The sequence below is a fragment of the Vreelandella indica genome, from assembly GCF_037070225.1.
Taxonomy (GTDB): domain Bacteria; phylum Pseudomonadota; class Gammaproteobacteria; order Pseudomonadales; family Halomonadaceae; genus Vreelandella; species Vreelandella arctica.
Genome location: NZ_JBANSO010000027.1, coordinates 1 through 14,269, shown reverse-complemented (window position 1 = coordinate 14,269; position 14,269 = coordinate 1). Strand labels below are relative to the sequence as shown.

The following is a 14,269-nucleotide window of genomic DNA, read 5'->3' as shown; positions in this document are numbered from 1 at the left end:
GGGCTATGACAATACAAGATTACCCTGCTGCTTCCAGCGGTTTACCAACGCTGGAACGCCTTCTCCAGCCGTGGTATTGATTGCCAGCACGCCCGGCGGGCTGAGCATATCCGCCTCCGGGTCGACCAGGGCGCAGGGCGTGTCGTAGTCAATGTACGAGAGCAGCGAAGCAGCGGGCATGACGGCCAGCGACGTGCCAACGACCAGCAGAAAGTCAGCCTGGCTAACAAGGTCGCAGGCCTCCGCAAACAGCGGCACCGATTCGCCAAACCAGACCACGTCGGGCCGCAGTTGGCTGCCCTTGTCGCACACATTGCCCAGCTCGATGCCCCCTTTCGGCAGCGGGTAGCGCATGCGTTCATCAATTGACGAACGGGCTTTTAAAATCTCGCCATGCAAATGTAATACATGGCGAGAGCCTGCACGTTCATGAAGGTCATCAATATTCTGGGTAATAATGCTAACGTTAAACCCCTCTTGCTCCAGGGCAGCCAGCGCCTTATGGGCCGCGTTGGGCTTGGCACGACGTATCTGTTCACGACGCTGGTTATAAAAATCCAGCACTTGCTGCGGATTGCGCCGCCACGCCTGAGGGGTGGCGACATCTTCAACCGGATGGTTCTCCCATAGTCCGTCGCTGGCACGGAAGGTCTTGATGCCACTCTCGGCACTAATCCCAGAGCCGGTAAACACCACCAAATGCGGGCTTGCTGCCATGCTTACCTCGTCGCTTGTGTTTCATGGGCCTAAAATAGAAGCCTAATATACCAGTTGGCCTATCGTACCCACGAAACGCTGCTTATTTCGATAGGGGTATACGTCGATGACCCGGCCATCGATAATTGCCTGCTGCAGTTCCAGCCAGTAATCCGGGTCGAATAACTCTGGATGCTGCTCCATAAACAGGCGGCGCAATTGAGGGTTGGCAAACATGAAAGGGCCAAACTCCTCCGGGAAAATATCGTTAGGGCCGATGGATAACGTATCGCCCCCCTGGAAGTCATTGCCATAGGATTTCGGAAGTTGCCGGAAACGGCATTCAGTGAGGTAGCAGACCTCATCGTAGTCGTAGAAGATCACCCTTCCATGGCGCGTCACGCCAAAGTTTTTCAGCAGCATATCGCCAGGAAAGATATTCGCCGCAGCCATCTGCTTGATGGCATTGCCGTAATCCTTAAGCACCATCTCCTTCTCTTGTTCGCTGCACTGCTCTAGATAGATATTCAGCGGCGTCATCATGCGCTCGGTGTAGCAGTGTTTGATAATGACCTTATCGTCTTTCAACACAACGGTAGAGGGCGCCACTTCCAGTAAGTGCTCCAGGCACTCCGGCGCAAAATGATCCTGGCGGACAATAAAATTGGAGAACTCTTGAGTATCGGCCATGCGCCCTACCCGGTCATGGCGTTTTACTAGCCGGTACTTTTCGCGCACCACGGCGTGGGTCACGTCTTTAGCCGGGTCGAATTTATCTTTAATGATCTTAAACACGGTGCGAAAGCTGGGTAACACAAACACTGCCATCACCATGCCGCGCACGCCAGGGGCGATAATAAACTGATCTTCGCGCTTGGCGACCTGACGGTTCAGGGCTCGGAAAAACTCAGTTTTGCCATGTTTGAAGAACCCGATGGCAGCGTAGAGTTCCCCTTCGGGTTTGTGCGGCATCAGCTGCTGCAGGTAATCGACAAACTCCCTGGGCACCGCCACCTCCACCTGAAAATAAGCGCGGGTAAAGGAGAAAATAATCGACACTTCATCGGTTTCGATCAGCACCGTATCCAGGTGTAGGCAAGGGTCGCCCCCCTGCTGCTCGCCAAATCCCTCGCCGTGGAGTACCGGCAGCACCAGCGGTACTTGCTCTCCACCGCCACGAATACGCCCGACCAGATAAGCCCCTTTATTGCGGTAGAAAACGCTATTCAGCAATTCGATTTCCGCATCGCCGGTGTTCAAAATCGCTGAGGGTAAGTGCTGCTGTAAGAAAGTGGCGCCGAGATGGGTATCCTGGTCTATTTCCGCAAAACGGTTTTCGAAAGGCGCATCGATAAGTGCCCATTTGAGCGCGCCCTGCCAGTCGCCATTCACCTGTTTGCGACGGCATAGGTCAATTCCCGAGCGATGGGCAGCATCCTCCCGGGAGCTATACACAAACATCCACTCATTGCGGATATGGCGATGATGGAAAATGGCGCAGAACAGCGAGTTAAAGAAGGTCTCAGCGAGTTCGTAATCGAGCCGGTGGCTGATCAGTTCAGCATAGTGGTTGCGCGCCTCGCGCCAGCTCTCGCAGTGGGACACCACATCAGGATCGAAAGTGCGCTTTAAGCGCCCAAGCGTAACGTCGATCTTTTCCTGATAAAGATTAATGCGCTCCGCCGACGCCTGTTGGGTATCACGCCACGCCGCATCACGGAAACGACGGCTGGCATCGGCAGTGATCTCTTTAAAGCGCGCACGGTACTCATCAAAACCGTGCAAAATCGTCGTGGCTAAGCGGTACGCAGGTGCGTGTTTCAAGGGCCGTGCTCCTGATCATTTTTACCAGCTTCGCGTAACTGGAAGCTACATGCGAGACGACCTTGGTGGGTAGCCAACGCCAACTTAGCGCAGGGGCTCGATTAGGTTGATCTGAAGGCAAAAAGGCCCCGCGGTGCGGTCAGCGATTAAAAAGCCGACCTGGTGAATCTCACTAGGGGTTACGGCAGGGGCGTCACTCAATAGCGTTCCCCGTCGCACTGCTTCAAAAGCATCCCATGAAAAGTGCAGTGTCTCCCAGGCATCTTGAGAAGGCGTAAATTTCACTCGGTACGCTGAAGCATTGCCAAGAGAGGTACTTTTCAGGCGCAGTTGATAGGTACGTCCGTCGCCCCGCACGGTCAACGCTATCCCTTGGGCATCCGCTAGCGTTGGCTCGAAACCGTTGGGCTCGCGGCGAACGGAAGCAAAACCACCGCCGTTTTCCAGCGACACCTCGCCATGAAAGCGACCTTCGTTGTCAGTAACGCTAAACGTGCTCTGTGAAACACCGCCCATCACGCCATCATCCACTGCGTACCAGCGCTGCTGCTCGTTTGGGCTATCAAATGTCAACGCCATGCTTACTCCTTATCATTAGCCAAAAAAGCCTCTTTGCCGCAGGGCAAAGAGGCTTGGTCAGCCTAGGCGATTAGCCTTGTAAATTACAGCTTCGCTGTCGTGACCGCTGGGTCTGAATCACTATCATCCAGCTCCTCAGGTGACGCGACTACCAGTGCAAACTCCTCCTCGGCGGTTTTGGCTACGAGGTGATTCTTGCTGTAGAGGAAGAAGTAGGCTGCGCCAACAATGAACAGCACGATGGTGTAGTTAAAGGCGCGTGGGTCGAAGGCGTATACCCCAGTGAGCGCAACCAGGGAAAGTACCAGTGCAATCCCTGAGGTGACGACACCGCCAGGCGTTTTATACGGGCGCGGCAGGTCGGGTTGTTTTACCCGCAGCAGAATATGGCTGAGTGCCATGAGCGCATAAGAGATCGTCGCACCGACCACGGCCATTCCCAGCATCAAATCGCCTTCCCCGCTCAACGACACCAGAAAACCAAACACGCCGGGCACGATCAGTGCCAAATAAGGCACTTTACGGCCACTGGTCAGCGACAACGGTTTGGGAAGGTACCCCGCCCGTGAAAGCGCAAAGACCAACCGGCTGTAGCCATAAATAATCGAGAAGAAGGAGGCGATCAGCCCCGCCAAGCCCAGCACGTTCACCAACGTGGCCAGGGTCGGGTTGCCCGCTGCGTTCAACGCATCCACCAGCGGCACGCCGCTCTGGCCGATCATCTCAGCGCCCGCCGCCCCGGCCAGCAGCACCACGACCAGCAGCGCGGTGAACAGCAGGAACAGCATCGCGCCGATAATGCCTTTGGGCATGTCCCGGGCGGGGTCTTTGGCTTCTTCCGCGGCCAGCGGTACACCTTCCACCGCCAGGAACAGCCACATACCAAACGGCAGCGCCGCCCAAACGCCGTACCAGCCAAACGGCATAAAGGTGCTGGCCCCCGCCGAATCGGTGGGGGCAATATCAAACAGGTTGGCAGCGTCGAAACTGCCAATTAGCGCGACAGCAGTTGCCAGAATAGCGAACACCGCCAGGCCGCTAATCACCATCATGACCTTGAGCGCTTCCCCTACGCCTGCCAAGTGGATACCAATGAAAACGGCGTAGAAAATCAGGTAAACCAGCGGGCCGTTAATGCCGATTAACGCCTCTACCGCGGCACCGATAAAAATCACAATCGCCGCTGGGGCCAAGGCGTACTCGATCAGTACCGCAAGGCCCGTTAAATAACCACCGGCAGGCCCCATTGCTTGGCGGGCAAAGCTGTAGCCACCGCCCGCTGCAGGAATCGCCGCGGACATTTCCGCGAGGGACAGCACCAGGGCCAGATACATCAGCGCCATCAAACAGGCCGCTATCGCAAAGCCACCCCAGCCCGCTTCTGCAATACCAAAGTTCCAGCCGGCGAAGTCACCGGAAATAACGTAGGAAACCCCAAGCCCCGCGAGCAATATCCAGCCCGCGGTGCCTTTACGCAACTGACGTTTCGCCAGGTACGCCTGATCAATCGATGGTTGTGTCATCGTTTTGCCCTTTTAGTGTGGAACGAAATCGTCGTCAGCGGCGTGCTGTTGTTTATCAACGTTGTTCCGTTTTGTTATGTGATCGTTGTTATAGAATGTCGCTTTTGGGTGACGTTAATCCGCCACCAGGAAGTTACGCGTCGAGCCTGATGCTGAGTCCCCTTCCAACACATCGTCCTCGCTGCGGTCTTTCAACTTAACGCCAGACAATTTGAGCTGACGGGCCTCTTTTAACAGCAGAAAGAAACGCCGGGCGGCCTCCTCTATTTGCAAACCCGCCGGGCGCACGTTGGAAATGCAGTTTCGCCGATCATCCTTGAGCCCCGGTTCCGGCGCCCAGGTCATATACAATCCCAGGCTATCCGGTGAGCTCAGCCCCGGCCGTTCACCGATCATCACCAGCACTGCGTCCGCGTTGAGCAGCCCACCAATCTCATCGCCAATGGCCACCCGCCCCTGCTCAACAATCGTTAACGGCGCTAGCTGCCAATCAGCGGTGTCGCTGCTCAACATCTGATAAAGCGTGCTAAGAAACGGCGCGCTGTTTTGCTGCACGGCGAGCGCGGAAAGCCCATCGATCACGACAATCGCAAGGTCATAGTGCTGCTGGGACGCGGCGGCTTGCTGCAGGTGCTCACGGCTCTCGTCGTTAAGGCGTCGGCCATAATCGGGCCGCTGCAGGTACATGGCACGATCCTGGGCATGGCTGTGCAGGCGCAGCGGCGCCTCAGACACATTTAGGGCTTGGGTCAGCTCGGTGGAGAGCGCTTCGACATCCAACGGACAGTGAACCGCATCCTGGGCCTGGGCGTGAGCCAACTGAAACGCCAGCAGCTTGCTGGTCGGCAGGCTAACCCCAGCGCGCCCCAGGCCAATGCGCGCGTCGGTAAAAGCATTCAGCCTCTCCCAGGGGTTCTCCACCACGATGGGGGATGACGAATCAGGTGCCATGGCGCGACTCCTTGGGCAGATGGCGCAGGCTATTGGCAAAGGCGGCCGGAAGCTGGTCATTGAGCCGGTGGGTGCTGACATCCTGGAAAATCTGCATCTCTTCGAGCCAGTGCTCAAATTCCGGCGCGGCCTTCAGTCCCAGCACCCGCCGTGCATAGAGCGCGTCGTGGAAAGAGGTGGTCTGGTAGTTGAGCATGATGTCGTCAGAGCCCGGGATGCCCATGATGAAGTTGCAGCCCGCCACGCCGAGCAGCGTGAGCAGGTTATCCATATCGTTTTGATCGGCTTCGGCGTGATTGGTGTAGCAGACATCACAGCCCATAGGCACACCCAGCAATTTTCCGCAGAAGTGATCCTCAAGCCCTGCACGGGTGATCTCTTTGCCGTCAAAGAGATACTCCGGGCCGATAAAACCCACCACGGTATTGACCAGCAAGGGGTTGAACTTGCGCGCCACCGCATAGGCGCGCGATTCGCAGGTTTGCTGATCGAGCCCGTGATGGGCATCGGCGGAAAGCGAGCTGCCCTGCCCCGTTTCGAAATACATCACGTTGCGGCCTACGGTGCCACGATTGAGCGACTGCGCGGCCGCTTCGGCCTCGGCGAGAGTGCTCAAGTCAAAGCCAAAGCTGCGGTTGGTGGCCTCGGTGCCCCCAATCGATTGGAAGACCAAGTCGACCGGGGCGCCTTGCTCGATCGCCTCCAAAGTGTTCGTTACGTGGGTCAACACGCAGGACTGGGTGGGGATTTGATACTTCTGAATCACCTCATCCATCAGGCGCATCAGCTTGACGCTCTGGGCGACGTTATCAGTCGCAGGATTGATGCCAATCACCGCATCGCCACTGCCATAGAGCAGGCCATCCAGGATACTGGCGGCAATACCGGTCACATCATCGGTGGGATGGTTGGGCTGCAGTCGTGTCGAGAGCCGCCCCGGCAGTCCAATTGTGTTGCGAAAGGCGGTGGTGACCCGGCACTTTTTGGCCACCAGAATTAAGTCCTGATTGCGCATCAGCTTGCTGACGGCAGCGGCCATTTCCGGGGTAATCCCCGCTTTCACTTCCGCTAATACTTCACTGGTCGCGTGATCAGAGAGTAGCCAGTTACGAAAATCGCCCACGGTAAGATGACGAATGGGAGCGAAGGCGTCGGCGTCATGATCATCCATAATCAGCCGGGTGATCTCATCCTCTTCGTAAGGAATCAGGGCCTCATTCAAAAAGGTGGTCAGCGGGAGTTCGGCGAGTACCATTTGAGCGACCACCCGCTCTTCGGCACTCTCCGCCATTACGCCAGCCAATCGGTCGCCAGAACGAGGCGGTGTGGCTTTGGCCATCAGCTCGGCTAGGCTTGCGAAGCGGTAGCTGCGACTCCCCACCGTGGTGTGATAGGTCTGCGCCATGGAGCTTTCCTTTTTTACGACTGCTTTTTTTATCGCGCTGACTGCGCGTTGGGGTATAAAACTTGCTTGTTTCCACCATAGCGCTATCACTAGAGAGGGAGTATCGAGTTTTGGCAAACCCGTGAATATTTAATAAATTTAAATAAATACAGAAAGTTAAGGCGTTTAGCCAGCAATATTGGGCTCATATAACGCCTCGAGGAGAGCCCCATGACCACGCTCGAAAGCGCATTTGCACCAAAAAGATACGTTCAGGAAGCGTTCGATGCCGATGAGCACGCGCAAAACCTGACGCGCTGGCAGCAGGAGTACGACCAGCTCAGCCCTGGCAGCTTCTATGGTCGCCTGGATGAAGTGGCATTAGAAACGATGCAGGTGTTTAAGGAGCACACTGGGCAAGCGCTACGCCAGCAGTGTCGGGTATGGCCAAACTCGCTATGGATCGGCATTCCCACGACGCGACATGGCACGCGGATCAATGGCCAAGCGCTTAGCGAGGGCGACGTAATGTGCCGCCCCGGTGGGCGGGATTTTGAATTGGTGACGCCGGAAGAATTCGATATCTATGGGCTGGTGATTCAATTGCCAGCGTTAGCAGAGGCCGCTAAGCGACAGGGGATGAGCTTGGATACAGGCTGGGACGTCATGCCCCGTCGGCAAGCAGCAAGCGAAACGCTCAAGGCCGTCGCGTTTCTTATCGAGCGCCTGCTGATTAGCCAAACGCTGACCATTGCTAGCCATATCCATCAAGACATTCTGCTGATGGCGCTGCTGGAACTCCTGCAAGTCGAACAGCCTAGTGCAGAGCTGCCACCCAGCTATGCGCACCGTAAAGAAGTGGTTGACCGGGTAAAACGCTACGTGGACGAGCACATGGATGGCCCGGTAACCATGGATGAACTTTGCCAGCTAACCCATGTTAGTCGGCGCACGCTGCAGTACAGCTTTACGGCCATTCTAGGCATTAGCCCGCTGCAGTATTTACGTTTAACGCGGCTCAATCGTGTCCGTCGGGCGCTGCGTGCCGCATCACCCGAGCAGTCAGTAACGGAAATAGCCACCTACTGGGGCTTCTGGCATCTGGGCCAATTCGCCCATGACTATAAGCAGCAGTTTGGTGAATGTCCGTCACACACGCTTAACGCAAAATTAAGCTTAGTTAAAGGTCGGTAAATGCGTGGATTCGCGCCCTGGCAGACCCAACTCAAACCAACTGCGATGCGCCTTGCTGTCGACCCATAGGTGATAGTGCAATTGAGACATCATCACTGGATCATCTAGAAAATCCAGCCGCTCCAATCGACTCATCCCCGCTGGCCCCATCAATACGGCGCGAGAAACCCGCTCGGCTCGGCGCTGGCGTATGGGCTCGACATCGGTGTGCCGTGAAGTGCCTAAGGCCGTTGCCAACGCATTAGGCACGGGCTCTACCACCACTCGGACAAAAGAGGGGGCCGACATCCCGGTGTTCATCTGGGCAAGCAAGCTCACCATGCGTCGCAGCACCCTTGGTGGCTGCGTTTCTTCAGGAATCCGGAACAGCCGCTTTTGAAAGCTGAGCTGCCCTAGCGAAACACGGCTCGATAATGCCGATACCGGGATGGATAGCATCAAAGCAACGACAATGGGCGAGAGCCACCAGAGAAAGGTGGGTTCCATCACGTAAACACCCGCTGCCCACACAGCTCCTATGAGAGTCTGTGTCCAATGAGCGCGGATAGCATCACCCCACGTGGTGTCGCTATTTTCCCGGGACGGTGAGCGCCACTGGACCGCCCATCCCATTACAGACGTCAGTACAAAGCGGGTGTGAAACAGCATTCTTACCGGCGCTAACAACATCGAGAACAGCGACTCGAGAACCATGCTCGCCAATACCTTAAGCGGCCCACCAAATTGACGGCTGCCCTTTATCCAAACCAGCAGTACGCTGAGCAGCTTAGGCAAGAACAGCAGTAGCGCCGTCACACCGAACAACCCCACCGCTAAGGTTGGATTCCATTGTGGCCAAACAGGAAACAACATTCCCGGTTCAGGAAAATAGTCGGGCGTGCTAAAGGTATGCACGGCTAGAAGTGCGGTAGAAAGAACTAAAAAAAGACACCATAGCGGCGCTGACAGATAAGACATTAAACCGGTCAGGAAGACGGCGCGGTGAACGGGATGAATACCTTGCGAGAAAAACAGCCGGAAATTCATCAAATTTCCGTGGCACCAGCGCCTGTCGCGATTGAGCTCATCAAGCAGGTTAGGCGGCATTTCTTCATAGCTGCCTTCCAGTTTATAGGCAATCCATACCCCCCAACCCGCGCGCCGCATCAGCGCCGCCTCGACAAAGTCATGGGATAGTATCTCACCGGACATGGAGCCTTTACCGGGCAGCGGCGCCAGTATGCAGTGCTGCATAAACGGGGCTAGACGAATGATCGCGTTATGGCCCCAGTAGTGCGACTCGCCCAGCTGCCAAAAATGGAGCCCGGCGGTAAACAACGGCCCATAAACCCGCGTCGCAAACTGCTGCATGCGAGCGTACAGGTTGAGGCGCCCCGAAGCGCGGGGCGCTGTTTGGATAATGCCAACCCTCGAGTGCACCTCCATCATTTGCACCAACCGGGTCAGGCATTTGCCGCTCATGACACTATCGGCATCCAGCACCACCATGTAACGATAGAGTGCCCCCCAGCGGCGGCAAAAATCGTCCAGATTACCGCTCTTGCGTTTGACACGGCGTTGTCGTCGGCGATAGTAAACTTGGCCGAAAGCATCCAGGTCACGGCACAACACCAGCCAAGCGTAGGTTTCTTGAATGGCAATATCGGGATCGGACGTATCGCTCAGGATAAAGATATCGAAATGCCGGTCATTACCCGTGCTGCGCAGTGACTCCAGGGTGGCGCGCACGCCGGCAAAGACCCTGGCAACATCCTCATTACAGATCGGCACCAGCAGTGCAGTGCGCGCCTCATCATCAATAGGCTCGTCGCCCACTTCGCTGTCAATGGCGTAGCGATCATGGCTTCGTAATAGTTGGAAAAACCCCATCAAAGCGGTCCAAAATCCCGCGGACACCCAGGCGAACAGCAGCACAAACAGCGACAGGATAGTGACCTCAAGCCACTGCAGGCCCTGGCCGGGGAGTACGGTACGCATCTGATTGGCAGCGATGATACTTTGACCGAAAATCAGCACCAGCAAAATCCAACGACGCCTTCTGGCGACCCACTTCCAGGACGCGGAGGGTGACTCTCTTCTGCGCTTTCGAAAATCACCGTTAGCCCAGCGCTTGAAACGGCGCCCAATATTGACGAAAGGATTGGTCGACCACTTCTGGGGCGCCAATGGCGTTCGTTTCATCGGCGGCGACGTTCGCAGGCGCGTAATGCCAGACGTGTCCGTTGACAGTACCTCTGGTGGTGCTAATGGCGGCTCTGCATAGGCAAGCGCTAGGCGTCGACCCACTGATAATGCCGCTGGGTCATCATTATTTTTATGCTGCCAATCACCTTCGCTCTCGCTATCTCCACCCAACGCAGCATGCAGTGAAGCCATATCAAGTTTATCAAGGTCACCGGCTAATAGCGTGTAGCGCTCCTTACGATCCTGGGTTTCCAACGCCAATCGCTCTAGATAGAGATCCGTTGGCGTTGCCTGGGAGGAAGACTTTTTTTCAGCCATTAGCGGGCAGCCTGTAGTACCACGTTTCGGACATTTGTTTGCCATCGAGCATTAGCTTGGCCCTGATATCCAAAGGCTGGCTGCCATTACTGCGCTTCACGTTGACAAATACACGCCAGCCGTTGGTCGCCGGGTTATGAACAACGCGACTATTGGCTAATTCGCCATTATCGCCAACACTTGCCTCAACGCTCATATTTGCATCGCGGCCGATACCGGAAAGCGAGGGCCCGATAAAATCGAGAACGAAAGCGAGCGTACCGTCGGGCTCGCGCACCAGGTTATCGCGAATCACCTCTCCCCGTGAGCGACGTGTTTCTTCAACCCACGCAAGCTGAGGATCAAGGTGACGGCTTTCATCGGTTGTGAACGTAATACGGTAATCGAACGCCAGCGGGGTTTCAGGGTCATGTGCTTCATCAGCCAGCCACATCGAAACGATGTTGTCGTTGGTCTCGTTGTCTGTCGGAATCTGAATCAGCTCAACACTGCCTGCCCCCCATTCATTTTGTGGCTCAACCCAAGCGCTTGGGCGTAGGTCATAGCGTGCGGCAATATCCTGATAATCGCTAAAATTGTGGCCACGTTGCATCAGACCATAACCGCGTAACTGAGGCGTTGCCTGTCGATTCATCATCAATCTGGCTGGATTGGCTAGCGGGCGCCATGTCCAACCATTTTGCGCATCATTGATTAATAGGCCATTAGAGTCATGGATTGCCGGGATATAGTGTTGTGTCGAAGAGGGCTGCTCTGGGCCGTAAAGGTACATGCTGGTGAGCGGTGCTATCCCCAATTTCTCGACCGCCCGGCGCAAATATAGCCGCGACTGCACGTCGACTAAGGTGTCTTCTCCAGGACGCAGCACGAAGCGGTAGGCGCCAGTAACGCTAGGCGAGTCAAGCAGGGCGAAAATCGTCAAGTACTGGCTCTCTGGGCTAGGTTCGATGATCCACATTTCTGTAAAACGAGGAAACTCCTCGCCTGAAGGCAACCCTGTATCAACAGCCAGTCCGCGCCCTGAAAGACCATAAACCTGCCCTCTGCCAATAGCGCGGAAATAGCTTGCCCCCAGAAAGACCATTATCTCCTCATTGCGGCCACCTTCATTGAGCGCATGGTTGATCTTAACACCGGCAATACCAATGCTATCGCTGTTCTTCACTTCGTCGGAGATGCCTAAATCACCGTAAGTGAAGTCATCAGGGTTGTAAGCAAAGCCATGAACCTCGCCTTCCTGATCAATACTGTTTAACTGGATTGCGCTGTCGTAATGCATCCCTTCATGGATAAAGCTCAGGGTGAAAGGTGCGCCTCTACCGCTCCACACGTCGCGATCTCGCTTGTACTGTATTTGCGCATATTCCGCAAAACTGAGTTCTCGCAGCTCATTGGGCAACGACGTTTCTGGAGCACGATAGCCCTGCTGGGCTAGCTCTTCTGCTTTTCTAGCGACATCTTCAAAGCCAAACGCAAAAGCCTCAAGAGGGAAGCTTCCAACCAGCAGCCCGCCTAGAACAGCTAGAGAAAAAAAATCGTTGCGGCGTGAAAATTTGCTTAGCGGGGTCGATCCACTCATTTAGCGTAATCCTCCTGTACAATCCTTTGCCTGAAATCAAATACGCTTATTTGCCGAATCGACATACGTGAGAGACCATTCGATCAGCTAATTGCGTCCTTCTGCTATTGCTCGCCATCGCCAAAACACACGCCATGCGCGTATGTAACGATTAGATTACATTTTAGGTATAGCATGAGTCTAGACTACTTGGCACCCTGATTGGCCGAGCTTTTTGAAAGGACTGAGGCAAAAAAATTAGAACTTACTCAATATGTTGAACCGCGTGGAGAGGCGCTACATTAAGCGGGTGGTCTATTACAAGCCGTAGTTTTGCGAAAACCCTGCGCCAATACTTAGCCAACATCTACCGGTTAGATTAGCAGAGCCAGCGCTGAACAAACTGCTCGGCGGCCAGTGGCCGGTCAAAGTAGTAACCTTGACCTTGGTTGCAGCCAAGTGAAAGCAAGGCGGCGATTTGATCTTGGCTTTCAATACCTTCGGCAATGGTTTCAAGCCCTAACGTGTTCGCCATGGCAATAATCGTCGCCACGATGACACGGTCATTGTCACTAGTGAGCATATCGCGGACGAAGGAGATATCGATTTTTATTTTATCGGCGGCAAAGCGCTTCAGGTAGGCAAGCGATGAGTAGCCGGTGCCAAAATCATCGATAGATAGCCCCAACCCCTTTCCCTTTAATACTTCGGTCATGGCGATCGCTTTTTCAGGATTTTCCATGATGCCGCTTTCGGTAATTTCCAAGCTAAGTTGCGAGGGCTCGATGCTGAAACTAGCACAGCTATCAAGCAGGTTAGCGACCAGGCTTTCTTCCTCGAACTGCTGTGCGGCTATATTGATCGCTAGCTGCCCCGGCATTGAATGGCCCTGCGCCCGCCACTCAGCCAGCTGTCGGCAAGCTTCTTCAATCACCCAATAACCAAGCGCTACAATCATCCCACGCTCCTCGGCGATGGGAATGAATTTACCCGGCGATACGTCGCCAAGCTCTTCATCGTGCCACCGGCACAGCGCTTCGGCGCCAATTAATTGGCCACTGTTTAAATCAACCTGGGGTTGAAAGTGCAAGCTTAACTGTTTTTCTGCAATAGCGGACGCTAAACGCTTGGCGATATTCAACTGCTCAGCGACGACGCGCCCCATCCAGGGTTCAAATATACAGGTGGAAAGCTTTTGTCGTTTAGCCTGGTACATGGCGATGTCAGCATGCTTCAAAAGCTCCAAGGGCGTTGCCGCATGCTGGGGATAAAGCGAAATACCGATGCCCATTGAGAGTTCAAAGGAGTGCTCCTCAACCAGCATCGGGTATGCAATGCTATCGCACAGCCGCTGAGCGGCAGCTAACGCACCAATCGCTCCTACGCCAGGGCAAACGACGACAAACTCATCGCCCCCTAATCGGGCCAAAAACTCATCCTTCGTTAGCGCCGCAGCAAAGTTGCGAGCAACGGCCTTCAGAACTAAATCGCCCAGATCGTGCCCTGCGGTATCGTTGATCTCTTTAAAATGGTTCAGATCCAGCAGCAATAGCGCCAGCTCAGGGGTCTGCGTATCGGCGAAGACTCGCTCTAAGTGGCTCATAAAAGCGGCCCGATTAGGCAATTGAGTGCCAGGATCACAAAAGGCTAATTGCCGTATTCGTACTTCGTCTCGCTGACGCTCAAGCTCTGACGCTGCACGCGCCGCAAATATCTGCAGCACATTACGCACGATATCCACTTCGTCTAGCGGCTTTTTAAACATGACGCCCATAAGGCCCATCGGCTGACCATGACTGTTATCAAGCCGACGTCCTACATAGCCGTTCACCCAATTTAGCGCCCAATTGCTCTCCTTAGGCAGCATGATGGCGGCACCCTCATGAACGATACACTCCTGCTCAACCATCACCTTATGGCAGGGAACCCCAGGCAGATAAGTGCCTATTCAAAATTAATCGCGTGATCAGTTCCGTAACCACCGAGTAAGCGGTGTACCTCTTCATGTAGACGTTCAAACGAGAGATAGGCACTCAAGGGCAGCCAGGTGTACTTCAT

10 protein-coding genes and 1 pseudogene are annotated in these 14,269 nt (G+C 55.0%); 1 reads left to right on the top strand and 10 read right to left on the bottom strand.

Annotated features, from left to right (window positions below):
* Positions 1-3: 3 nt before the first annotated feature.
* From V8L71_RS16625 to V8L71_RS16600, 6 genes are all read right to left on the bottom strand, one after another.
* The gene (locus tag V8L71_RS16625) at positions 4-717 is read right to left on the bottom strand and encodes an SIR2 family NAD-dependent protein deacylase (protein WP_176302605.1); all 714 of its coding nucleotides are present in this window, start codon (positions 715-717) and stop codon (positions 4-6) included.
* 42 nt (positions 718-759) lie between these two features.
* The gene (gene aceK, locus V8L71_RS16620) at positions 760-2,520 is read right to left on the bottom strand and encodes a bifunctional isocitrate dehydrogenase kinase/phosphatase (protein WP_336274834.1); all 1,761 of its coding nucleotides are present in this window, start codon (positions 2,518-2,520) and stop codon (positions 760-762) included.
* Between the two features lie 84 nt (positions 2,521-2,604).
* Positions 2,605-3,099, bottom strand: coding sequence for a CIA30 family protein (locus V8L71_RS16615; protein ID WP_336274833.1), 495 nt, complete (start codon positions 3,097-3,099; stop codon positions 2,605-2,607).
* An 83-nt stretch (positions 3,100-3,182) separates the two neighbouring features.
* Positions 3,183-4,622, bottom strand: coding sequence for an ethanolamine permease (gene eat, locus V8L71_RS16610; protein ID WP_336274832.1), 1,440 nt, complete (start codon positions 4,620-4,622; stop codon positions 3,183-3,185).
* A gap of 114 nt (positions 4,623-4,736) precedes the next feature.
* Positions 4,737-5,573 carry an ethanolamine ammonia-lyase subunit EutC gene (eutC, locus tag V8L71_RS16605; protein WP_336274831.1) on the bottom strand — a complete coding sequence of 279 codons (837 nt, stop codon included), beginning with the start codon at positions 5,571-5,573 and terminating at the stop codon, positions 4,737-4,739.
* The gene (locus tag V8L71_RS16600) at positions 5,563-6,978 is read right to left on the bottom strand and encodes an ethanolamine ammonia-lyase subunit EutB (protein WP_336274830.1); all 1,416 of its coding nucleotides are present in this window, start codon (positions 6,976-6,978) and stop codon (positions 5,563-5,565) included. The genes eutC and V8L71_RS16600 overlap by 11 nt, the downstream gene beginning before the upstream one ends.
* A 210-nt stretch (positions 6,979-7,188) precedes the next feature.
* Between V8L71_RS16600 and V8L71_RS16595 the strand changes: the two genes are divergently transcribed.
* Positions 7,189-8,151, top strand: coding sequence for a helix-turn-helix domain-containing protein (locus tag V8L71_RS16595; RefSeq protein WP_336274829.1), 963 nt, complete (start codon positions 7,189-7,191; stop codon positions 8,149-8,151).
* Here V8L71_RS16595 and mdoH read toward each other — a convergent pair.
* From mdoH to V8L71_RS16575, 4 genes and pseudogenes are all read right to left on the bottom strand, one after another.
* Positions 8,134-10,653, bottom strand: coding sequence for a glucans biosynthesis glucosyltransferase MdoH (mdoH, locus tag V8L71_RS16590; RefSeq protein WP_336274828.1), 2,520 nt, complete (start codon positions 10,651-10,653; stop codon positions 8,134-8,136). The genes V8L71_RS16595 and mdoH overlap by 18 nt on opposite strands.
* Positions 10,646-12,232 (bottom strand): glucan biosynthesis protein G, encoded by a 1,587-nt coding sequence (locus V8L71_RS16585; RefSeq protein ID WP_336274827.1) that lies wholly within the window; start codon positions 12,230-12,232, stop codon positions 10,646-10,648. Before V8L71_RS16585 ends, mdoH begins: the two co-directional genes overlap by 8 nt.
* 358 nt (positions 12,233-12,590) lie before the next feature.
* Entirely contained in the window at positions 12,591-14,078 is a 1,488-nt protein-coding gene (locus V8L71_RS16580) for a putative bifunctional diguanylate cyclase/phosphodiesterase (RefSeq protein ID WP_336274826.1), read from the bottom strand.
* Between the two features lie 77 nt (positions 14,079-14,155).
* Positions 14,156-14,269: pseudogene (locus V8L71_RS16575) on the bottom strand (IS630-like element ISHsp2 family transposase); the annotation flags it as partial.